The sequence below is a fragment of the Nonomuraea terrae genome, assembly GCF_044465245.1.
In the GTDB taxonomy this organism is placed as follows: Bacteria; Actinomycetota; Actinomycetes; order Streptosporangiales; family Streptosporangiaceae; genus Nonomuraea; species Nonomuraea terrae.
On record NZ_JBITLL010000001.1, the window covers coordinates 390,799 to 411,964 of the forward strand.

Genomic DNA, 21,166 nt, shown 5'->3' on the forward strand with positions numbered 1-21,166 from the left:
CTTTAGACATTGAAGATGCTGACACCACCGGGCCCCACCAGGAACCCGAGGACGATCAGCACGATCCCCCAGAGGATGTCGCGCCTGGCCAGGATGACGTAGATCCCGGCGATGACGAGAATGACGGCGATGATCCAGAGCAAAGTAGCCATGCGTCATCCACTGCCCGAGGCAACCGGTGCTTAACATGTTTTCCCCGGTACTAACGGGCAGTGGGTTTTTATGACGACATTCGGTTATTTCCTGTCGTGCGAGGAACACGGCCCGCGAGAACTGGTCCGGCAGGCGAAAGCCGCCGAACGCGCCGGGTTCGAGGCCCTGTGGATCTCCGACCACTTCCACCCGTGGCTCGACGAGCAGGGACAGTCGCCGTTCGTCTGGTCCGTGATCGGCACCCTGGCCGAGGCCACGTCGCTGCCCATCACCACGGCCGTGACGTGCCCGCTCGTCCGCACCCACCCCGCCGTCATCGCCCACGCCACCGCCACCACGGCCGCGCTCACCGGCGGCCGCTTCCGGCTCGGCGTCGGCACCGGCGAAGCGCTGAACGAGCACATCGTCGAGTCCCGCTGGCCGCCGCTCAGCGAACGGCTGGAGATGCTCGAAGAGGCCGTCGAGATCATGCGCAAGCTCTTCACGGGCAAGCTGGTGACGCACAGGGGCCGTCACTACTCCGTGGACACCGCCCGCCTCTACACGCTGCCGGACGAGCCCGCGCCCATCCTCATGTCGGGCCTGGGACAGAAGTCGACCGAGCTGGCCGGGCGCATCGCCGACGGCTACATCTCCACGGCCCCGAACACCGACTCCGTACGCTCCTTCCGCGAGTCCGGCGGAGCGGGCAAGCCCACCCTCGGCGGGCTCAAGGCCTGCTACGCCGCCGACGAGGCGACGGCCCGCAAGACCGTGCACCGCCTGTGGCCCACGCAGGGCATCAAGGGGGAGGCCTCGCAGATCCTGCCGCTGCCGCGCCACTTCGCCCAGCTCGCCGAGTCGGTCACCGAGGAGGAGGCGGTGGCGGGCAGCCCGATCGGCCCCGACCCCGAGGTCCACGCCCAGGCCGTCCGCCAGTACGTGGACGCCGGGTTCGACGAGGTCTACGTCAACCAGATCGGGCCCGAGCAGGACGCGTTCTTCGACTTCTACGCCCGGGAGGTGCTGCCGCGGGTCCGCTAGCTCACTCGGCGGACTTCATCATCTTCGCGTAGGCGAGCTGCAGCCAGTCGGAGACCGCCACCGCCGTCATCGTCGCGCCCACCAGCCGGGTCACGCGGGGGGCCAGCACGAGACCGGCGGCGTACCCGGTGGCCACCCACTGCGCCAGGCAGAACGGGCAGGCCAGCAGCTCGCCCAGCGCGCCGCGCGGCTCCTCCCGCACCTCGGAGGGGCCGCCCTGTCCCTCGTACCGGGTGAACGGGGCGCGCAGCGGGCTGGTGACGGGGTCCTTCGCCATCCGCCGCGAGACCTTGTGCGTGCAGGCGGCCATGAGCAGCAGGTCCATCACGCCGACGTGATCGGGCGCCCGCCGGCCCGCGACCAGCGCCGCGGCGGTGGCCACGGCGACCGTACCGCCGTACGCGGTGAGGATTCCGGTGTAGCTCTTGAGTGGCCGGTCATGGCCGTTGGAGTACTCCTGTTCCGTCTTATCTAGAATTTCGGTCATAACTTGGGGCGCTACCCGGAAGCACCTGCTTCCAACGTCTACTTGACCATCGTTTGGGTAGCCCGTCCACATGAGCAGCCATGGGCACGCTGTCACGGACGCGATCCTGGACACCCTCAAGCGCGCCAGCTCCGGGCTGAAGGACGCCGGGGTGAAGTTCGCGCTGGCCGGTGGCTGCGCGGCCTATGCCCGGGGAGCCGCTCCCTCCTTGCACGACGTGGATTTCGTGGTCACCGAGCACGACGTGCCGGCCGCCCTGGAGGCGCTGCGCGCGCTCGGCTTCCAGACGGCCAAGCCGCCCGAGGACTGGCTGGTCAAGGCGTACGACGAGGGTCGGCTGGTGGACCTGATCTTCCGGGTGTCCGACCTGCCCATCACCGACGAGCTGCTCGACCGGGCCGAGCCGCTGAAGGCGTCGGCGGTGATCGTCCCCGTGCTGCAGGCCACCGACCTGGTGATCTCGTGGCTGCTGCCCCTGTCGGAGCACGCCTGCGACTACGGCGCTCTGCTGGCGCAGGTGCGCGCGCTGCGCGAGCAGGTCGACTGGCCGCGGGTGGCCGCGGTGACGGCCGACTCGCCGTACGCGACCACCTTCATCACGCTGCTGGAGCGGCTCGGCGTGCTCACCGGGCCGGTCGTGCCGTCCGGCGACCCCAAGTGGCCGTGACTCGTCAGCCGGGTCAGCCTCGCCGGGTGGCCGAGGACACCCGCTTGAGGATGCGGTCCCACTCCGTGCCGAACGGGTTGTCCTGCACGAGGTAGGTCCACGTCGCCGCCGGCCGCCGCAGATCGGGCTCCGGGGCCTCGAACGCCTCCAGCGAGCGCCGCTCCACCTCGGCCAGCAGCGATTTGTACTCCGCCACCGCCTCCCGCTGGAACTCGTCGACCGGGCTCATCCGGCCCAGCGCGCGCAGGTGGATGCCCTCGCGCAGGTCGGTCAGGAACGCCAGGTGCTCGGTCCAGCAGCGGTCGATCGCGTGCAGCACGATCTGGCGGGCCGTCTCGTCGCGCGTCTCCTCCGGCATCGCCGCCCACCGCTCGGGGTCGGCCGCCTCCAGCGCACGTGCGGCGGCGTCGCCGCGCAGCACCTTGTCGCGCCACTCGAGGATGAGCTCGCGCTGCTGCTCCAGCAGCCGGGTGTAGCGCCAGGTGTTGCGGTGGATCTCCAGGTTGACGCCCTCGGCCACGCGCTGGGCATGGCCGACGAGGTAGGCGCCGCGCCGGTGGCGTACGACGCCGTCGGGGTCGGCGGCGGGCGGCCGCTCGTCGGGGACGAACTGGGTGATCAGCGCGTCCTCCACGCTGACGAAGAACACCGAGCCGCCGGGGTCGCCCTGGCGGCCGGCCCGCCCGCGCAGCTGGTCGTCTAGGCGGCTGCTGGGGTGGCGGCCGGAGCCGATCACGTAGAGGCCGCCGAGCTCGGCCACGCCGTCGCCGAGGCGGATGTCGGTGCCGCGGCCGGCCATCTGGGTGGAGACCGTGATGGCGCCGCGCTCGCCGGCCCGGGAGATGATCGCGGCCTCTTCGGCGTCGTTCTTCGCGTTGAGCACGACCGGCTCCATGCCGCGCCGCTGCAGCAGCTTCGCGAGGTTCTCCGACTCGGCCACGTCGAGCGTGCCGATGAGGATCGGCCGGCCCGTCTCGTGGACCGCCTGGATCTCCTCCACCAGCGCCGCGTCCTTGTCGGGCACCGTCGGGTAGATGCGGTCGGGCTCGTCGGTCCGCACGCACGGCCGGTTGGGCGGGATCACCGCGACCTTGAGCCCGTAGAACTCGCCGAGCTGCTCGCTCACCGCCACCGCCGTGCCGGTCATGCCGCAGATCTGCGGATAGCGGCGGATCAGGCCCTGGATGGTGATGGAGTCGAGGATCTCGCCCTTCTCGCTCGGCGGCAGCGCCTCCTTGGCCTCCACCGCCGCCTGCAGGCCGTCGGGCCAGCGCTGCAGCAGGGCCACCCGGCCGCGCGAGGGGTTGATCAGCTGCACCTTGCCGTCGCGCACGATGTAGTCGACGTCGCGGGCCAGCAGGGCGTGGGCGTGCAGGGCGAGGTTGAGCTCGATCAGGGTGCCGGGCTCGTGCTCGTCGTAGAGCTCGACGCCGAGGAGGTTCTCGACGCTGTCGGCGCCCTTGGGGGTGAGGTAGACGTTGCGGGACTGCTCGTCGATCTCGTAGTGGTAGCCGCGGACGAGCTGCCTGACCAGCGCCGCCATCTCCGGCACCGCGTTGCCCGGGTCGGTCGAGCCGGCCATCACCAGCGGCACCCGGGCCTCGTCGACGAGCACCGAGTCGGCCTCGTCCACGAGCGCGACCTCGGGGGCCGGGACGATGATCTCCTCCGGGTCGGTGCGCAGCCGGTCGCGCAGCACGTCGAACCCGATCTCGCTGACCGGCCCGTACGTCACGCTCTTCGCGTACGCCTCGCGGCGCTCCTCGGGCGTGGAGTTCTGGTCGATCCAGCCCACGCTGACGCCGAGCGCCTCGTAGAACGGGGCCATCCACTCGGCGTCGCGCCGGGCCAGGTAGTCGTTGACCGAGATCACGTGGACCCGCTTGCCCTGCAGCGCGTAGCCGGCCGCCGCCATGGCCCCGGAGAGGGTCTTGCCCTCACCGGTGGCCATCTCGGCGACCTTGCCGTCGAGCAGGGCGAGCGTGCCCAGCAGCTGCACGTCGTAGGGGCGCAGCCCCAGGGTCCGGTCGGCGGCCTCGCGCGCGACCGCGCAGAACTCCGCCAGATCCGTCATGTCGGGCGCCGGCAGCTTGTCGAGCCCGCGCACGCGCTCGGCCCGGCCGCCCGCCGCCTTGACGATCTTCTGGTACGGCGCCAGGGGGACGCCTCCCGGCCGGTCCAGGAGGTTCCGCACTATTCCCTTGATTGAGGCCACAGTCCCTCCAACGCACCTTTCGCTGCCACCGTTCCCTGCGATGCCTCGGCCGAGGCCCCCGTGTCGAGGGAACGGAGCGACGATACGGCAGGCGCCGCCGTACCGGACCTTAACTCATCCCGTCGTCCGCGCCGTCACATCATCCCGCGTCGGAGCGGGCGGCGAGCACCGCCACGGCGGCCAGCAGCAGCACGCAGCCACCCCAGGCCACAGGCGTGAGCCGCTCGCCGAACAGCGCGACGCCGAGCACCGCCGCGCCCACCGCCTCCCCGAGCGAGATCACCGACGCCGTGGTGGCGCGCAGGGCGGTCAGCGCGCGGAAGAACAGCGCGTACGCCAGCGCGGTCGGCACCGCGCCCAGGTAGGCCAGCAGCGCCAGCGACGTCCAGCTGACCTCGGGCAGAGCCCCTTCGGCGAGCGCGAACGGCGCCAGGCAGGCCGCCCCGACGACGAACCCGCCGACGGCCGCCGCGCCCGGGTCGTCGTCCTTGTGGCGGCGCGAGTACAGCGTCACGCCGGCGTACCCGGCGGCGGAGGCCAGGGCGTATCCCAGGCCGGCGAGCGAGGCCGTACGGGACTGCAGGGCCTGCTCACCGGTGAGGAGCAGCAGCCCCGCCAGGGCGACGGCCAGCGCGCCGAGCGCCACCCCGCCGAGCCGTTCGCGCAGCAGGTACCGGCTGCCGAGCGCGGTGAGGACCGGGGTGGCGCCCATCGTCACCACGGTGGCCAGCGCCACCCCGGAGTGGGCGATGGCCGCGAAGTAGGCCGTCTGGTAGACGGCCATCCCCAGCCCGACCAGCAGCGTACGGCCGCCGAACCGGCGCGGGAACGGAACGCAGACGAGCAGGAACGCGGCGGCGAGCAGGTAACGCCAGAGGGAGACGGCGATCGGGCCGAGGCCGGCGGTCTCGAAGAGCAGTGAGCCGGCGGCGCCGCCGGTGCCCCAGGCGGCGGCGGACACGGACATGTAGACGGCGCCCCGCCGGGCGGAGACATGGGTCATGACAGGGGTTCTCCGGAAGGAGTGGTCGGAATGGGCCCGGTGTGCGGGCAGCAACCACCCCCGGATCTGTCAGACCCGGAAATTTCAGGAAAGGCCGCCCGCTAGTGGGCGGGCGGCGGGGAGCAGATCAGACGTCGCGGCACGCGAGACACCCTAGCGGCCGCACGTCGGCGGCCGCCTCGGGATTTCTCAGCCGACCGGAGCGGCGACTTTCCGCTTGTGGGCGGGCTGCCGTCCGGACAGCAGGCTTCTGAGCCGGGGCGCGAGCGGCCGCTCCACGAACCGGTGCACCAGATAGGCCGCGCCCAGCATGACCGCGATCACCGCGACCAGCAGCACGTACTTGGGGACCGTCTCGCCCAGCCGGGCGAACAGGATGAACCCGATGTGCGCGTGCAGCAGGTACAGCGGGTACGTCAGCGCGCCCGCCGTCACCAGCCACGGCCTGGCCAGCACGCGCGTCACCCGCAGCGCGATGAAGGTCATGACGAGGAAGATGAGCACGACCAGGGCGGTGATCACGGCGGGCGAGTACGTCACGGAGTAGCGCTCGCCGACCGCCTCGGCGTACCCGATGGCCCGGTAGACCGCGTTGCCCAGGCAGATCGGGACGATCAGGGCGATCTGCACGTTCAGCCCGAACCGGTAGAGCATGAACAGCGCCATCCCGGCGATGAAGTAGTGCGAGAACTCCGACTGCACGACCAGGTCCACGACCTGCGGCAGCACGCCCGCCTCGACCAGGAACGTCAGCCCGAGCCAGCCCCACAGCGCCGCCATGATCCGGCCCCGCGTCATCCCGATCAGGACGAGCGCGAAGACGATCACGTAGAAGCGCATCTCGGCCCAGAGCGTCCAGTAGACGACGTCCACGTTCTCGATGTTCGGCAGCGCCTGGAACATCGTCAGGTTCGCCAGCACCTGCGGTAACGACACCTGGAACAGGCCCTGCCCGAGTGCCACGGTGACGACCGCGGTGACCGCGATGCCCAGCCAGTACGCCGGGTAGAGCCGCACGACCCGCGACACCACGAACTGGCGCGGGGTCCTGCCCCACGCGCTCATCAGCACCACGAAGCCGCTGATGAGGAAGAACAGGTCGACGCCCAGGTAGCCGTACTTGGCCCAGGCGCTCTCGGCGGCGAAGGTCACGGTGGTCTTGCCACCGGCCCATCCCGAGAACAGGTAGTGGAACAGGACGACGGCCAGTGCCGCAAGCAGACGCAGCCCGTCGATTTCGTAGAGACGCTCAGTCCGGTTTCGCATGCTCTTTCCGGGTCCGCCGAGCGGACTGCATCAAGGTGACGGTGACCAGGTGTCCCGGTTTACAACGATTGACCAGGGTAGCGGAGTCTTTGCCCGAGCAAGACGGAACAGAGAGGAAGAGCCCACATGGAGCTCTGGGATTACCGTCCTGACGTCTATGACCGCGGGCACGCACTGGACCTCGTGGGCTACCACGTCCAGGCCACCGACGGGAAGATCGGCTCCGTCGATGAGGCGACGTACGAGGTCGGCGAGAGCTACGTGATCGTCGACACCGGTCCGTGGATCTTCGGGAAGAAGGTCCTGCTCCCGGCCCGGCTGATCACGAACATCGATCCGCAGGAGCGGAACGTGTTCGTGTCGCGTACGAAGGCCGAGATCAAGGACGCGCCGGAGTTCGACGCGGCGCAGTTCAAGGAGACCGAGTACCGCACGCGGGTCGGCGACTACTACGGCCGCTTCCCCGGGTGATCCCGTCCGGCGAGGAGGGCCGCGCCCACATCGGGCGCGGCCCTTCCGCGTACGTGACACTAGGTGTCAGGTAAGCCTGGGAGTCTGGGCCGCATGACGACGAAAGCACGCCTGCTGGCCTTCACCATCGACTGCGCCGACCCCAAGGGCCTGGCCGCCTTCTACCACGACGTGACCGGCATGGAGATCACGTACGCCGAGGACGAGTACGCCGCCATCACCGACGGCACCACCAGCATCTACTTCGGCCGCGTCCCCGACCGCGCGCCGGTCGAGTGGCCGAGCCCCGACAAGCAGTTCCACCTCGACTTCCGGGTGCCCGACGTGGAGCGGGCGGTGGCCGACTATCTCGCGCTGGGGGCCACCAGGCCCGAGTTCCAGCCGGGGGTCAGCGAGGAGGGCACCCGGTGGGTCGTTCTGCGCGATCCGGAGGGTCACGTCTTCTGCGTCTGCCCGGAGACGTCGTAGCCCTTCCGGCGTCTGCCGGACGCCAAAGATGGGCCACGTGTCCGTGCAGGTCGCGACCAACTTAACCCGATTTATCAATCTAAAGGATGATTCAGGAACCTCAGTGACCTCATAAGCTGGGGCAATGCTCCTGGAAGGATCCCTGCACCTGCGCGGGCCGCGATGACCTGGGCCGGCATGCTGATCGCCCTCGTCGGGGCGCTGGGATACGCGCTCGGCGCGGCACTGCAACAGTACGAGGCCGTGGCCGAGGGCGCCTCGCTCAAGCTCGTCCGGCGTCCGCGCTGGTGGGTCGGCGGCGTCATCAGCTTCTCCGGCGCCTGTCTGCACGCCGTGGCGCTGAGCCTGGCCCCGCTGGTGGTCGTCCAGCCGATCAGCGTCGCCACGCTCGTGTTCGCCGTGCCGCTGGCCGCGTTCATGTACGGGCGCAGGCCGTACCGCGCGGAGATCCTCGGGTCCGTCGCCGTGGCCGTGGGCCTGCTCTGGCTCATGCTGCTGGTGCCCTCGCACAACGTCCCGCCCCACCTGGGCAACGGCGCGGCGCTCGCGTTCGTGGCCGTGATCGCCGTGATCGCGCTGGTCACGCAGCTCCTCGCCGGCCGCGTTCACGGCGCGGCCAAGGCCATGCTGCTGTCCGTGGGGGCGGGCGTCATGACCGCGAGCGTGTCCACGTTCGTCCGGGTGGTCGGCGGCGGGATGCAGGGCGACTGGGGGCGGCTGATCCACTGGTTCACCCTCGCCGTCCCCGTGCTGCTGGTGTGCGCGGTGGTGCTGCTGCAACGCTCGTACGCCGTGGGCTACTTCGGCATCGCCTACGCCGGCGTCCAGGTCATCGACCCCATCACCTCCGTGCTCGCCGGGGCGATCCTGCTCGGCGAGCCGCTGCCCACGAGCCCGTCCACCGCCGTGCCCGCCCTGCTGGCCGCCGCCCTGACCGTGGCCGGCACGATCACCCTGGGCCGTCTCGCCCCCGACCACGGCGCCCCCGACGCCCGGCCGGTCGCGCCGCCCCTGGAGCGTACGGTCACGCTTCCGCCGGTGGACGCCAGCGCAGCACCTCGTCCATCGACCGCAGCATCAGATCTGGCCTGACGCGGGCCGCCGTCGCGACGCCGGCATCGCGCAGCCACACGGTCAGCGGGTTACGCAGCTTGGACAACCGGCACAGCGTCATCGACCGCTGGACGACCTTCATCGTCCGCTCCAGGCGGGCCGCGGTGTAGGCGGCCAGGTCGCCGTCCGCGTGGTGCGCCAGTACGACCGCGTCCTCGATCGCCTGGCACGCGCCCTGCCCGAGATTCGGCGCCATGGCGTGGGCGGCGTCGCCCACCAGCGCCACCCTGCCCCGGTGGTAGGCCGGCAGCGGCTCGGCGAAGGAGTAGATGTCGCCGCGGATGATCCGCGCCGGGTCGGCCGCCTGCAGCAGCGCCGGGATCGGATCGTGCCAGTCGCCGAACCGGCGCAGCAGCTCCTCCCGCTCGTCCTGAAGCACCGCCCCCGCGGGCAGCACGTCGGTCGCGTACACGTAGACGACGTCGCCGGCCAGCTGGTGGATGCCGAACACCGTGCCCCTGCCCCAGCTCTCCGACCTCGGGACGCTCAGCCCACCGCGGGGGATGAGCGCGCGCCACGCGGTCACCCCCGAGTACGCCGGCTCCGGGTGCCCGGGGAAGAGCGCCCTGCGGGCCGCCGAGTGGATGCCGTCGGCCGCCACGACGAGGTCGGCGTCGAGATCACCCGCGTCGGTCCTGACCACGCCCCGCTCGGCGTCCACCTCCGTCACGGTGGTGCCGAGGCTCAGGCGGTCGCCGCCGAGCGCGCCGGCCAGCACCTCCAGCAGCGCGGCCCGGAGCAGGACCACCACCGAGTCGCCGTACTCGGCGTCGGCCTGCTCCTCGGTGGTCTGCACCAGCGAACGGCCGTCGGAGCGGCGCAGCGCCATGGGGCCGTCCGCCGTGGCGAGCTTGCGGATGTCGTCGCCGAGGCCCAGGACGTCGAGCGCCTTGAGCGCGTTGGCCGCGATCGCCAGCCCCGACCCGACCGGCTCGATCGCCGGGGCGCGCTCCAGGACGGTCACCTCCCACCCCTTGCGCCGCAGCGCCACCCCGGCGGCCAGCCCGCCGACACCTCCGCCGATCACCACGGCCCTGGCCATCGCGCCCCTCCTTCACTACGTCTGTAGTTGCACGATACTACGGCTGTAGTGCGGTTCGACTACCCCTGTAGTATCGGCTTCCGTGAAACGCTCAGACCTCGTCGCCGACGCGGCCATCACCCTGCTGGCGGAGCGAGGCATGCGCGGCCTCACCCACCGGGCCGTCGACGAGGCCGCGGGGCTGCCGCCGGGCTCCACCTCCAACCTGGCCCGCACCCGCGCCGCCCTCCTGGAGCTCACCCTGTCACGGCTGAGCGAGCTGGAGACGGCGGCCCTGGCGGTGGCGTACGAGACGCAGGACCTGGCCACGCTGCCCGCCCGCATCGCCGAGGCGGTGCACATCCAGGTGCGGGACAGCAGACGCACGCTCGCCCGCTACGAGCTGGCGCTGGAGGCGACCCGCCGCCCCGAGCTGCGCGAGATCTACGACCGCGCGGGCCGCCGCTTCCGCGACCCGGCCGTGGCGATCCTGGCCGCTTTGGGCTCGCGTGACCCGGTGCGCCACGCCCGCCAGCTCGTCGTGTACGCCGAGGGGCTCATCTTCGACGCCGTCTGCGGCGCCGGCGCGGTGCCGGCCCTGGAGGAGATCCGCGCCGCCCTCGACGACCTCCTCGCCGGCATGCTCGGCCCCCAGCGCCCGCCCGCGTAGCCGGGGTCAGGCCGGCCCGGCGTGGACCGCTCACGTAGCCGGGTCAGGCCAGGGTGACGGGGCCGTTCTTCCCGCGGAGCAGGGCCGTCAGCCCTGGGTTCGGGCCCTCGTCCAGGTCGAGCTGGACGTCCAGGGCCGCCAGGTCCCGCCGCACCGCCTCGGGGTCGGGGTGGCCGGCGCGCAGCGACATCAGGTCGACCACCGCCAGCCCGCCGTCCGCCGGGTGCCGCGTCCCGCCCCAGTCGATCAGGAACGGCACCAGCCCGGAGTGCCCCGCCCGCTGCGGCGGCGTCAGCCGCCACCTCAGCAGCTCGCCCTCCGGCGTACGGCGCGACATCTCCTCCGGCTCGCCCGGATCGTAGCCGTGCTCCCGCGCGCGGGCCGTCACCGCGTCGATGTCCCGCACCGCCACCGCCCAGCCCGCCAGCTGCGGAGCCGCCAGACCGTCGATCCCGAACGGCCTCGCCCCGGCAGGCGCCGGCTGCCCGGGATCGGGCCCCACGATCTCCAGGTAACTCCGGCCGCCCAGTCCGATCAGCCGGTTGCGGGTCCCGAAGCCCGGGTGCCGCCCGCCCGGCGCGGCGCGTACCCCCAGCAGCCGCTCCAGCTCGGCCGAGGTCGCCTCCAGGTCGGGGGTGGCGTAGACGAGATGATCCAGGCTCATGTTCGCATTCTGCCCTGAGGTCAGCGGCCTTCCCGCAGCCGGGCGCGGTGCGCCGGCCACTCGTCGTCGAGAATGCCGAAGCAGACCGTGTCGCGCCAGGTGCCGTCCAGCCGCCTGCGGTGGCGGCGCAGCGTGCCCTCGTGCACGCCGCCGATGCGCCTGATGGCGTTCTGCGACCGGACGTTGCGCACATCCGTCTTGAGCAGCACGCGGTTGTAGCCGCAGGCGAAGGCGTGGTCGACGAGCAGCACCTTGCAGGCGGTGTTCACCGCCGTGCGCCACACCGCCCGGCCGTACCACGTCCAGCCGATCTCGACGCTCGCCTCGAACCCCGGCACGTCGCCGTACGTCGTCCAGCCCACCGCCCGGCCGCTTGCCTTGGACACGACCGCGAACGGCACATGCCGGTCGTCGTCCATCAGGCCCCGCGCGATCTTCGCCAGCTCGGCCTCCGTGCCCGGCGCCGCGGCGGGCATCCAGCGCCAGACCTCCTCGTCCCCGCCCCCGGCCTCGAACAGGGCGGGAACGTGGTCGAGGGAGAGCGGCTCCAGGCGTACGACGTCGTCCTGGAGCACCACGGGCGCGGGCAGCTTCTCGGTCATGACGGCCACCCTAGGGAGCCGCATGGTGTCCCGTTGATGGCCACCTGCCCCTTTTTGCGGGGAACCACCTGACTCCATGGTCGACACTCATACCGGCCGGTCGGTAGGCTCACCGCATGGACTTCGCCTTTGACAGCGTCACCGAGGACCTGCGCGAGCGACTGCTCCGCTTCATGGACGAATGCGTCTATCCCGCCGAGGCCGCCTTCGAGGAACAGGCCGCCACCAGCGGCTGGAGCCCGCCCCCGCTGCTCGACGACCTCAAGGACGAGGCCAGGAAGCGCGGCCTGTGGAACTTGTTCCTGCCCGGTGACCACGGCGCCGGACTGACCAACCTCCAGTACGCCCCGCTGGCCGAGATCATGGGCCGAAGCCCCTCCATCGCCCCCGTCGCCACCAACTGCGCCGCCCCCGACACCGGCAACATGGAGCTGCTGGCCATGTTCGGCAGCGAATGGCAGCGCAAGGAGTGGCTGCAGCCGCTGCTCGACGGCGAGATCCGCTCGGCGTTCGCGATGACCGAGCCCGAGGTGGCCTCCTCCGACGCCACCAACATCGCGACCTCCATCGTCCGCGACGGCGACGAATACGTCATCAACGGCCGTAAGTGGTTCATCTCCGGGGCGATGAACCCCAACTGCAAGATCCTCATCGTCATGGGCAAGACCAACCCCGACGCCCCCAAACACCGCCAGCAGAGCATGATCCTGGTGCCCCGCGACACCCCGGGCGTGCAGATCAAGCGCGGCATGCACGTCTTCGGCTACACCGACGCCGACCACGGCGGCCATGCGGAGATCCTCTTCGAGGACGTACGCGTGCCCACGGAGAACCTCATCGGCGAGGAGGGCGGCGGCTTCGCCATCGCCCAGGCCCGCCTCGGCCCCGGCCGCATCCACCACTGCATGCGCCTGATCGGCATGGCCGAGCGCGCCCTGGAGCTGATGTGCAAGCGGGCCCTGGCCCGCACCACGTTCGGCCGCCCCGTCGCCGAGCAGGGCGTCGTCCAGGACTGGATCGCGGAGTCCCGCATCAAGATCGAGCAGGCCCGGCTGCTCGTCCTCAAGACCGCCTGGCTCATGGACACGGTGGGCAACCAGGGCGCCCACACCGAGATCCAGGCCATCAAGATCTCCACTCCCATCACCGTCGAGTGGATCCTGGACAAGGCCGTCCAGGTGCACGGCGCGGGCGGCGTCTCCCAGGACTTCCCCCTGGCCGGTCTCTGGGCCGGCGCCCGCTCCCTCCGCCTGGCCGACGGCCCCGACGAGGTGCACAAACGATCCCTGGCCTATCGCGAGATCAAGAGGTGGATGTGAACGAAGCGGAGATCAAGGAGCGGGTGGCGGCGTTTCTGGCGGAGCAGGATCCGGCCGGGGATCGGCTGGAGTTCCTGCGGGCGCGGTTCGACGCCGGGCTGGCCTGGGTGTGGTTCCCCGAGGGGTACGGCGGGCTCGGGGCGCCGCGGGAGCTGCAGCAGGTCGTGGAGCGGGAGCTGGCCGACACCCCGCGTCAGCTGCACGCCGGGATGCTGGCCATCGGGCTCGGGATGGCCGCGCCGACGATCCTGACGTTCGGCACGGAGGAGCAGAAGCGCCGGTTCCTGCGCCCGCTGTGGACCGGCGAGGAGGTCTGGTGCCAGCTGTTCAGCGAGCCCGGCGCGGGCTCCGACCTGGCGACGCTGGCGACCAGGGCGGTCAGGGACGGCGACGAGTGGGTCGTCGACGGGCAGAAGGTGTGGACGTCCGGCGCCCACCACTCCCGGTGGGCCATCCTGGTCGCCCGCACCGATCCCGACGTTCCCAAGCACCGCGGGCTGACGTACTTCATCTGTGACATGCAGGCGCCCGGCGTGGAGGTGCGGCCGCTGCGGCAGATCACCGGCGAGGCCGAGTTCAACGAGGTGTTCCTGACCGGCGTACGGCTCCCCGACGACCTGCGGCTGGGCGCGGTCGGCGACGGCTGGCGGGTCGCGCAGACCACGCTGATGAACGAGCGCGTCGCCATCGGCGGCGGCCCGGCGCGGCGCGGGGGCGGCATGGTCGCGCCCGTGGTCGAGGCGTGGCGGGAGCACCCCGAGCTGCGCACCCACGATCTGCACCAGCGGCTGCTGGAGCTGTGGGTGGAGACCGAGGTGACCCGTCTGTCGGGGGCGCGGCTGCGCGAGCAGCTGTCGGCCGGTCAGCCGGGCCCCGAGGGGTCGGGGATGAAGCTGTCGTTCGCCAGGCTGAACCAGGCGGTGACCGGGTTCGACCTGGAGTTCCGGCGTGACCTGGGTTACGACGACTGGGCGTTCCGCCGTTCGGAGAGCGTCGACTTCTACGGTCGCGGCCCCGGCTACCGCTACCTGCGGGCCAAGGGCAACTCCATCGAGGGCGGCACGTCGGAGATCCTGCGCAACATCGTCGCCGAGCGCGTGCTCGGCCTGCCCTCAGAGCCCCGCGTCGACAAGGACGTGCCCTGGAAGGACCTGCCGCGATGACCCTTCTTTATTCGGAGATCGAGCAGGAGCTCAGGTCCTCCGTGCGCGATCTGCTCGCCGACCGCTGTCCGCCCGCCGCGGTGCTGAAGCGTGTGGAGTCCGACCCGCACGACCTGGATCTGTGGAAGACGCTGGCCGGGGAGATCGGCGTGGCGGGGCTGCTGGTGCCCGAGGAGCTGGGCGGCGCCGGGGCCACGGCGAGCGAGGCGGCCGTGGTGCTGGAGGAGCTGGGGCGGGCGGTCGCGCCGGTGCCGTTCTTCACCAGCTCGGTGCTGGCCACGCGGGCGCTGCTGCCGACCCGTGACGCGCTGCTGGGCGAGCTGGCCGAGGGTCGCAGGACCGCCGCGCTGGTCGTGTCGTTCACGGCCTCGCCGTACGCGCCGTACGCGCCGTCGCGCGGCGCGTCGGTGACCGTGGACGGTGACCGGTTGTCGGGCACGGTCACCGGCGTGGCCGGGGCGGACGTGGCCGACGTGCTGCTGGTGCCGGTGGACGGCGATCTGTACGCGGTCGAGGGCGCGTCGGTGCGGGTCGCGCCCTCGCTCGACCTGACCAGGCCGATCGCGACGGTCACGTTCGACCGGACGCGGGCGCGCCGGGTGGGCACCTGCGACCTGGCGGCGGTGCTGCGGTTCGGGGCTGGGCTGCTGGCGTCGGAGCAGCTGGGGGTGGCCGAGTGGTGCCTCGACACGACGCTGGCCTACGTCAAGGAGCGCCACCAGTTCGCCCGGCCGATCGGCTCGTTCCAGGCGATCAAGCATCGGCTGGCCGACCTCTGGCTCGACGTCGTACGGGCGAGGGCGGCCGCCAGGAACGCGGCTTCCGACCCGTCGTCGATCTCGGTGGCGGTGGCCCAGTCGTGGAACGCCGGCGTGGCGCTGCACGCGGCCGAGGAGGCGCTGCAGTTGCACGGCGGGATCGGGATGACGTGGGAGCATCCCGTGCATCTGTATCTCAAGCGCGCGAAGGCCACGGAGATCGCGCTGGGCACGCCCGGCGACCATCGGGAGGCGCTGGCCTCACTCGTTGACGTTCCCGGCCCCGAGTGAGGTGAGCAGCAGGTCGGCGAAGTGCCGGCCCACCTGGGCGCCGGTGAGCGGGCCGTCGGCGTGGAACCAGGTGCCCAGGTGGTGCACCGAGCCGAAGAAGTAGTCGACGACGAGGTCGGCCGGGACGCGGTCGCTGAAGATGCCGGCGCGCTGGCCCTCCACCACGAGGTCGCGGAAGCGTTCGTGGTAGCGGCGGCGGTCGGCGCGCACGCTCTTCTGCGTCTCGGGGGCGAGCAGGTGGATCGACCGGAAGAAGATCTTGGAGTCGTCGAGGTTGGCGGCCGTCGTCTCCACGACGTCGGCCGCGGCCCGGTGCAGGCGCTGCTTCAGGGTGCCGGGGCCGTCGGCGATGCGGGTCAGCCGTTCCATCTGCATGCGCAGGACACGGGCGTAGATCTCGTGCAGCAGGTCGTCTTTGGAGTCGAAATAGTGGTACATGGCGCCCTTGGTGACGCCCGCGGACACCACGATCTCCTGCACCGAGGTCGCTTCGAACCCGCGCTCGGCGAACAGCCGGGTCGCTTCGGCGAGAATCCGCTGCCGTACCGGTTCGTCCTTCACATTGTCCCCCTTGTCACCGGCTTTAGCATACCGACTAGTCGGTTGATGCCCTTGCGGGTTCTAATTCCGTCACCTTAGGCTCGCCTTGGTTGGTGAGCGGGTATCACTTGACCGGCGAGGGATCTTCGGCGTGGCAGATCCCGCAATCTTCTACTCTCTCTCGGGGAGTTTGCGGTGCCCAGTGGCTCTATCTACGTGCAGCCCAACGAGAAGTACACAGGGTCTTCCCCGCAGTGGTGGTACGAGAAGTTCTGGCGTGAGGACGCCCCGAACCGGCGCAAGTACCGGTATGCCAAGGCCGCCGTGGGCTTCGTGGTCGGAGTCGCGTTAGGGCTGAGGTTCGGTCTCACCGGCGGCTCGGCGCTGGTCGGCCTGGCGCTCGCGGTGGTCGTGGCGGCGGCGGACTGGTATCTCGACTGGCGCTCGTTCCACGCGACCGCGGTGTGGCGGGGTGCGCGGCGCGGCGAGGCGATCACGGGTCGCATCCTGCGCCGGTCGCTCGGCCGCCTCGGCTACCGCGTCCTCGACGGGCGGGCGATCCGCGGCCAGGCGTCCATCGACCACCTGGTGATCGGCCCCGGCGGCGTCTGGATCGTCGACAACGAGTCGTGGAGTCCCGACACCGAGATCGCGTGTTACGCCGGCCGGCTGTTCCTGGGTGAGAAGTACGGCACCAGGACCGCCAAGCCCCTGGTCGAGCAGGCCGAGGCGTTCTCCGAGCTGCTGTCGCGGCAGACCGGCGTCCCGGTGTCGATCACGCCCATGCTGGCCGTGCACTGCGGGGTGCTGCCCAGGCGCGGCGGGATCGTGCGGGCCGAGGGCCTGACGCTGCTGCGGCCCCGGACGGCGGCCAAGCTGATCAAGGCCGCCGACCGTGACGTGCTCACCGCCGAGCAGATCGAGCTGCTCGCCCGCACCGCCGCGAGGGAGCTGCAGCGCGTCTGAGGCTCAGGCGAGGGTCTCGATGAACGCGCTCAGCTGGGCGACGTTGCGGCACTCGTACATCGGGACGACCGTGCCGTAGTCGCTCGCGACGGAGTCGCCGGTGTCCCACTGCTGGCGCGGCTCGGGATTGAGCCAGTACGCGTGCCGGCAGCCTTTCGCGAGCGACTTGAGCACGTCGAGGGCGGGCGGCTGGTAGTTGGAGCGCGCGTCGCCCAGGATCAGCAGCGAGGTCTTGGGGCCGATCGCGTCGCCGTAGCGTTCGGCGAAGCGCTCCAGCGCGTGCCCGTAGTTCGTCCGCCCGAAGCGCACCATGTCGGCCTCGTTCACCAGCCGGGTCATGGCCTCCACGACGTCGGCCCCCGGCTGGAAGAACCGGGTGATCTCGTCCACGGTGTCGACGAACCCGAACGCCCGCACCTTCGTGAACTGCTCGCGCAGCGCGTACGTGAGCAGCAGCGTGAAGTGGGCGAACGACGAGACCGAGTCGCTGGTGTCGCAGAGGATCACCAGCTCCGGCTTGTGCGGGCGCGGCGGCTTGAAGTGGGTGGTCAGCGGCACGCCACCGCTCTGCAACGAGGCGCGTACGGTCTTGCGGAAGTCGAGCCGCCCCCGCTTGCCCTTGCGGTGCTTGATCGTCAGGCGGGCGGCCAGCCGCCGGGCCAGCGGGTGCACCTCCTTGCGCAGCCGGGCCAGGTCGGCCTTGGTGACGCGGAGGAAGTCGATCTGGTCGAGCGGCGGGCGTACGGCCGAGCGGGCGATGCGCTCGATCCCGGAGTCCTCGGCGATGCGGCGGCGCACGTCGGTGGCGACGGCGTCCTCGAAGCGCCGCAGGTTGGTCTCGACCCGCTGGCGCACGTTCTTCTCGGCCAGCCCGCCGCGCTCGCGGCCCTGCAGGACCGCGCGCAGGATGGTGGCCATCAGCGTCTCGGGCGACAGGGCGCGCATGACGCTGTAGGAGAACCAGTTCTGCCGCCCGGGGCCCGCCTGCTGGCGGCCGAAGCGCTCCACCATGTCCTGGGCGAACTCGCGCAGCTCCTGGTCGCCGGACTCGGTCAGCAGCCCCGCCAGGTACGCGCGCAGCTCGCTGACGGACGCCGTACGCGGATCCAGGTCGCGGTCGGGGCGCGCGGCGGCCAGACCCGTGGTGGAGGCCGGGAACCACAGGTCGAACAGCACGTCGAAGCCCGGCCGGTAGGCCGGCTTCTTGACCAGCGTGGCCGCGTAGGCGGCCCGCAGCGACTCGCGGTCGGCCAGCTCGATCACGCGCATGGCCTGCGCGGCGTCCAGCCCTTCGGCCAGCGACACGGGCACCCCGGCCTCGCGCAGCGCGTGCACGAAGCCGACGTGCCGGTCGACCAGCGAACCGGTCTCAGGCACTGGGGAGCCCCAGCTGCTTGATCGCCCGCTCCTGGTCGGAGGAGTGCTTGAGCACGACGCCGAGCGTGCCCGCCACCGTCGCCTCGTCGAGCTCCTCGCGCCCGAGCGCCAGCAGCGTGTTGGCCCAGTCGACGGTCTCGGCCACCGACGGGGCCTTCTTCAGCTCCAGCGAGCGCAGCGTGGCGACGGTGCGGGCGAGCTGCTCGGCGAGGTCGGCGCGGATGGTCGGCACCTGGGCGAGCACGATGTCGCGCTCCCGCTCCGGCGTCGGGTACTCGATGTGCAGGTAGAGGCAGCGCCGCTTGAGCGCCTCCGACAGCTCGCGGGTGGCGTTGGAGGTCAGCACGACGAACGGGCGCCGCCTGGCGACGATGGTGCCGAGCTCGGGGATCGTCACCTGGAAGTCCGACAGCAGCTCCAGCAGCAGGCCCTCGACCTCGATGTCGGCCTTGTCCATCTCGTCGATGAGCAGCACGGTCGGGCCCTCGGCCCTGATGGCCTTGAGCAGCGGCCGCTCCAGCAGGAACTCCTCGCCGAAGATGTCGTCGTCGGCGCTGGTGGCCTGGATGCGCAGCAGCTGCTTCTTGTAGTTCCACTCGTACAGCGCCCTGGCCTCGTCGAGGCCCTCGTAGCACTGCAGGCGGATCAGGTCGGAGCCGGTGGCCAGCGCCACGGCCTTGGCGAGCTGGGTCTTGCCGACTCCCGCCGGCCCTTCCACCAGCAGCGGCTTGCCCAGCGCCGCGGCGATGAACACCGAGGTGGAGATGGCGTCGTCGGAGAGGTAGTCGACGGCGGCGAGCCGCTGTGTCACGTCGGCGGGGGAGTCGAACATCAATGCTCCTGTCGTTCGGGCCGAACTTTATTCTAGCGGGTGGTGTCCGACGGATTCCGATTCGACCGGGATGCGGATCACCGGTATATTCCTTCGTGCCAGCGCCGCTAGCTCAGTTGGTCAGAGCAGCTGACTCTTAATCAGCGGGTCCGGGGTTCGAGTCCCTGGCGGCGCACCCGATGTTCGACCAGGGCTTTCCCGCTCACGCGGGGGAGCCCTCAGTCGTCTCTACGACCGGCGCCACGCCACCCGGTCGCCGGCGAAGGTGCGGTTCGCCGTCACGACGTGCCGGCCCTTCGGCGCGGCGGGCCAGCTCTGCTGCGGCGACCGGTCTTCGGCCCACGGCAGGATGACGAGCGTCACCTCTGCTCAGGGTGGTGGCGTTCGTCAGCTGCTCGCTCCACGGCCGGACGATCTGCGTGGCCGCCGTCAGGCAGGCGGCCACCTCGACGGCCATGATCCCGGCGGCGGCGATGAGCCTGAGTTTCCCTCCCAGCCTGACCAGCAGCGCCGCGAGCGCGAGCAGCAGGAGCGCCGCGTACGTCGCCGACCACAGCCGCAGGTTGCTCCGGTCCGCGACGAGGAAGCTGATCTCGGGGAAGTCGAAGGGCCCGAAGGAGGCGGTCCAGAGGCGCTCGCCCGCGTAGAGCTGAGTCCCGGCGGCGGTGAGACAGGTCAGCAGCACCGCCCCGAGCACCGTCCTGAGCTGCAGGTCGGGGCGGGCTCGCAGGGCGAACGCCAGGGCGGCGATCATCAGCGGCGCCGCCATGCACGCCAGGTGGCGGCCGTAGACGAAGGTGGCCACGGTCCCCTCGTCCGGGGTGGCGGCGGAGGTGGCCAGGGCGATGCCGGCCACGGTCACCAGGACGATCACGGCGAGCACCCGCAGCGGCTCCGCCGTGCCGCGCCGGAAGGCGAGGGTGGCGAGCACGATCAGCCCCACGCCGCCCAGCCCCCAGGTGCCGACGGACAGGTACCAGAGCTTCCCGGCGCTCAGGCCGAACGTCCAGGCCAGCCCGTCGAGCGTCGTCAGCCGGGTGAGCAGGTGGTCGCCGAGGGGAAGCGCGCCGTGGGGATATGGGCGAGCGGCCGGCAGGCCGTTCATCGCCCAGGCGGCGAACGCGCCGATGAGCAGCGTTCCTGTCGCGTATCTCGGTATGCGTGAGCGTCGCACGGCGAACACGCAGAGAAATGCCGCCTGGACGACGGCGATGACGTAACCCCTCGGATGCAGGGAAAGAGCGAGGACCGCAAGTCCACTCGCCGCTGTTTCGTACGCGCGGCTGTTTCCGCGTGAAAGCATTTCGTGGATCGCGAAAAGCCAGGCCAGGACGACGACCGGGAGCACCGCGTCGGTGAGCGCGAAACCCGCGTAATACACGACCAGGGGGAGCAGCGCGATGAGATGTCCGGCGAGACAGGCCGGCCCGCTCGATATGCCCAGCCGGCGCAGCGAGGCGTGGGCCAGGATCAGCATGGCCGAACTGATCAGCGCGTTGATGCCCAGGGCGATGCGGTGACTCGTCGCCGGATCGTCGCTCAGCCAGAACGCCGGGGTGATGAGCAGCGCATAAGCGCCCTGGTAGAAGGTACGCCCGGACAGGTCGCCCGGTTCGCCGCCGGCGAAGAGGCGTGCGGCGAGGAGGTAGCCCGTTTCGTCGGGGATGAAGAGCGGGGCGGACGTGTGCATGGAGAGCAGCAGGCGGAACGCCACCTGGGCGAGCCAGCCGGCGGCCAGGAGCCACCCCCAGCGATGCCTGCCGAATATCCCTGCTTTCTTGAACTCTCTTTCATGCGGAAAACGCGTCTGAGAACGCAGGGTGGCGTTCGCGCTCATCGGACCCCCGTCTGCCGGCCGAGCGATCGGGCGATACCGTATATCGCGCCGTACGTGTCGTTGGCGAGCGGCGGGGCCGGCATTGTCCGGGCTTGGCGGGCTGATGGCCGTCTCTTGTCGGATTCTCGTGGCCGCCGCATCGGATGGGGTCTTCAAACGGGCGTGCGTGCGCACAACGGGTTATATGATCTTAGAACCCTGATTACCGTCCGGTGGCGCGTCATCCGAGATCATTTCGCCGGTCGGCACGCAGGCTGGCT

General features: G+C 71.1%; 22 protein-coding genes and 1 tRNA gene. 11 read left to right on the forward strand and 12 right to left on the reverse strand.

Annotation, left to right across the window (positions count from 1 at the left end):
* Positions 1–2: 2 nt before the first annotated feature.
* The gene (locus tag ACIBP6_RS01845; protein ID WP_164903902.1) at positions 3–152 is read right to left on the reverse strand and encodes a GPGG-motif small membrane protein; all 150 of its coding nucleotides are present in this window, start codon (positions 150–152) and stop codon (positions 3–5) included.
* A 70-nt stretch (positions 153–222) separates the two neighbouring features.
* On the opposite strand from ACIBP6_RS01845, the gene ACIBP6_RS01850 reads away from it, so the two are divergent.
* On the forward strand, positions 223–1,176 hold the full coding sequence (locus ACIBP6_RS01850) for a TIGR03557 family F420-dependent LLM class oxidoreductase (RefSeq protein ID WP_397047778.1): 954 nt from the start codon (positions 223–225) through the stop codon (positions 1,174–1,176).
* Position 1,177: 1 nt separating this feature from the next.
* Here the strand turns inward: ACIBP6_RS01850 and ACIBP6_RS01855 are convergent, their stop codons facing one another.
* Complete coding sequence (locus ACIBP6_RS01855) at positions 1,178–1,663, reverse strand: DUF1360 domain-containing protein (protein ID WP_132613174.1); 486 nt, start codon at positions 1,661–1,663, stop codon at positions 1,178–1,180.
* A 70-nt stretch (positions 1,664–1,733) separates the two neighbouring features.
* Here ACIBP6_RS01855 and ACIBP6_RS01860 point away from each other — a divergent pair, with 70 nt between their 5' ends.
* Complete coding sequence (locus ACIBP6_RS01860; protein ID WP_132613172.1) at positions 1,734–2,330, forward strand: nucleotidyltransferase; 597 nt, start codon at positions 1,734–1,736, stop codon at positions 2,328–2,330.
* A 13-nt stretch (positions 2,331–2,343) separates the two neighbouring features.
* Here ACIBP6_RS01860 and secA2 read toward each other — a convergent pair whose 3' ends face one another.
* The 3 genes from secA2 to ACIBP6_RS01875 form a co-directional block, all read right to left on the reverse strand.
* The gene (gene secA2, locus ACIBP6_RS01865; protein ID WP_246074893.1) at positions 2,344–4,524 is read right to left on the reverse strand and encodes an accessory Sec system translocase SecA2; all 2,181 of its coding nucleotides are present in this window, start codon (positions 4,522–4,524) and stop codon (positions 2,344–2,346) included.
* A 160-nt stretch (positions 4,525–4,684) separates the two neighbouring features.
* Positions 4,685–5,548 carry a DMT family transporter gene (locus tag ACIBP6_RS01870; RefSeq protein WP_132613168.1) on the reverse strand — a complete coding sequence of 288 codons (864 nt, stop codon included), beginning with the start codon at positions 5,546–5,548 and terminating at the stop codon, positions 4,685–4,687.
* Between the two features lie 189 nt (positions 5,549–5,737).
* The gene (locus ACIBP6_RS01875) at positions 5,738–6,814 is read right to left on the reverse strand and encodes an acyltransferase family protein (RefSeq protein ID WP_397047781.1); all 1,077 of its coding nucleotides are present in this window, start codon (positions 6,812–6,814) and stop codon (positions 5,738–5,740) included.
* A gap of 126 nt (positions 6,815–6,940) precedes the next feature.
* On the opposite strand from ACIBP6_RS01875, the gene ACIBP6_RS01880 reads away from it, so the two are divergent.
* The 3 genes from ACIBP6_RS01880 to ACIBP6_RS01890 all read left to right on the forward strand — a co-directional run bounded on the left by ACIBP6_RS01880 (position 6,941) and on the right by ACIBP6_RS01890 (position 8,845).
* Positions 6,941–7,285, forward strand: a complete 345-nt coding sequence (locus tag ACIBP6_RS01880) for a PRC-barrel domain-containing protein (protein ID WP_397047783.1) — start codon at positions 6,941–6,943, stop codon at positions 7,283–7,285.
* 93 nt (positions 7,286–7,378) lie between these two features.
* Entirely contained in the window at positions 7,379–7,753 is a 375-nt protein-coding gene (locus tag ACIBP6_RS01885) for a VOC family protein (RefSeq protein ID WP_397047785.1), read from the forward strand.
* 177 nt (positions 7,754–7,930) lie between these two features.
* Positions 7,931–8,845 (forward strand): DMT family transporter, encoded by a 915-nt coding sequence (locus ACIBP6_RS01890; protein ID WP_397047787.1) that lies wholly within the window; start codon positions 7,931–7,933, stop codon positions 8,843–8,845.
* Here the strand turns inward: ACIBP6_RS01890 and ACIBP6_RS01895 are convergent.
* Positions 8,778–9,908: an FAD-dependent monooxygenase gene (locus ACIBP6_RS01895; RefSeq protein WP_397047788.1), complete on the reverse strand. Its 1,131-nt coding sequence runs from the start codon at positions 9,906–9,908 to the stop codon at positions 8,778–8,780. The two genes, ACIBP6_RS01890 and ACIBP6_RS01895, sit on opposite strands and share 68 nt — an antisense overlap.
* Positions 9,909–9,990: 82 nt before the next feature.
* Between ACIBP6_RS01895 and ACIBP6_RS01900 the strand changes: the two genes are divergently transcribed.
* Positions 9,991–10,557, forward strand: coding sequence for a TetR/AcrR family transcriptional regulator (locus tag ACIBP6_RS01900; protein WP_397047790.1), 567 nt, complete (start codon positions 9,991–9,993; stop codon positions 10,555–10,557).
* Between the two features lie 43 nt (positions 10,558–10,600).
* Here the strand turns inward: ACIBP6_RS01900 and ACIBP6_RS01905 are convergent, their stop codons facing one another.
* Positions 10,601–11,221 (reverse strand): VOC family protein, encoded by a 621-nt coding sequence (locus tag ACIBP6_RS01905; RefSeq protein WP_397047792.1) that lies wholly within the window; start codon positions 11,219–11,221, stop codon positions 10,601–10,603.
* 20 nt (positions 11,222–11,241) lie between these two features.
* Positions 11,242–11,823, reverse strand: a complete 582-nt coding sequence (locus tag ACIBP6_RS01910) for a GNAT family N-acetyltransferase (protein ID WP_397047794.1) — start codon at positions 11,821–11,823, stop codon at positions 11,242–11,244.
* A 116-nt stretch (positions 11,824–11,939) separates the two neighbouring features.
* Between ACIBP6_RS01910 and ACIBP6_RS01915 the strand changes: the two genes are divergently transcribed.
* The 3 genes from ACIBP6_RS01915 to ACIBP6_RS01925 are packed head-to-tail and all read left to right on the forward strand — an operon-like array spanning position 11,940 to position 15,354.
* Positions 11,940–13,142 (forward strand): acyl-CoA dehydrogenase family protein, encoded by a 1,203-nt coding sequence (locus ACIBP6_RS01915; RefSeq protein WP_397047796.1) that lies wholly within the window; start codon positions 11,940–11,942, stop codon positions 13,140–13,142.
* On the forward strand, positions 13,139–14,305 hold the full coding sequence (locus ACIBP6_RS01920) for an acyl-CoA dehydrogenase family protein (RefSeq protein ID WP_397047798.1): 1,167 nt from the start codon (positions 13,139–13,141) through the stop codon (positions 14,303–14,305). The genes ACIBP6_RS01915 and ACIBP6_RS01920 overlap by 4 nt, the downstream gene beginning before the upstream one ends.
* A complete protein-coding gene (locus ACIBP6_RS01925; RefSeq protein ID WP_397047800.1) occupies positions 14,302–15,354 on the forward strand; it encodes an acyl-CoA dehydrogenase family protein in 1,053 nt (350 codons plus the stop codon). The genes ACIBP6_RS01920 and ACIBP6_RS01925 overlap by 4 nt, the downstream gene beginning before the upstream one ends.
* On the opposite strand, the gene ACIBP6_RS01930 is transcribed toward ACIBP6_RS01925, so the two are convergent.
* The gene (locus ACIBP6_RS01930) at positions 15,325–15,915 is read right to left on the reverse strand and encodes a TetR/AcrR family transcriptional regulator (protein WP_397047802.1); all 591 of its coding nucleotides are present in this window, start codon (positions 15,913–15,915) and stop codon (positions 15,325–15,327) included. The genes ACIBP6_RS01925 and ACIBP6_RS01930 overlap by 30 nt on opposite strands.
* A gap of 174 nt (positions 15,916–16,089) precedes the next feature.
* On the opposite strand from ACIBP6_RS01930, the gene ACIBP6_RS01935 reads away from it, so the two are divergent.
* Positions 16,090–16,860 carry a nuclease-related domain-containing protein gene (locus tag ACIBP6_RS01935; RefSeq protein WP_397047804.1) on the forward strand — a complete coding sequence of 257 codons (771 nt, stop codon included), beginning with the start codon at positions 16,090–16,092 and terminating at the stop codon, positions 16,858–16,860.
* A 3-nt stretch (positions 16,861–16,863) separates the two neighbouring features.
* On the opposite strand, the gene ACIBP6_RS01940 is transcribed toward ACIBP6_RS01935, so the two are convergent.
* Together ACIBP6_RS01940 and ACIBP6_RS01945 are read right to left on the reverse strand one after the other, a co-directional pair.
* Positions 16,864–18,237, reverse strand: coding sequence for a VWA domain-containing protein (locus ACIBP6_RS01940; protein ID WP_397047806.1), 1,374 nt, complete (start codon positions 18,235–18,237; stop codon positions 16,864–16,866).
* Positions 18,230–19,069 carry an AAA family ATPase gene (locus tag ACIBP6_RS01945; RefSeq protein ID WP_397047808.1) on the reverse strand — a complete coding sequence of 280 codons (840 nt, stop codon included), beginning with the start codon at positions 19,067–19,069 and terminating at the stop codon, positions 18,230–18,232. The genes ACIBP6_RS01940 and ACIBP6_RS01945 overlap by 8 nt, the downstream gene beginning before the upstream one ends.
* A 101-nt stretch (positions 19,070–19,170) precedes the next feature.
* On the opposite strand from ACIBP6_RS01945, the gene ACIBP6_RS01950 reads away from it, so the two are divergent.
* A tRNA-Lys gene (locus ACIBP6_RS01950) sits at positions 19,171–19,244 on the forward strand.
* 27 nt (positions 19,245–19,271) lie between these two features.
* On the opposite strand, the gene ACIBP6_RS01955 is transcribed toward ACIBP6_RS01950, so the two are convergent.
* Positions 19,272–20,906: a hypothetical protein gene (locus ACIBP6_RS01955; RefSeq protein WP_397047810.1), complete on the reverse strand. Its 1,635-nt coding sequence runs from the start codon at positions 20,904–20,906 to the stop codon at positions 19,272–19,274.
* Between the last annotated feature and the right edge of the window lie 260 nt (positions 20,907–21,166).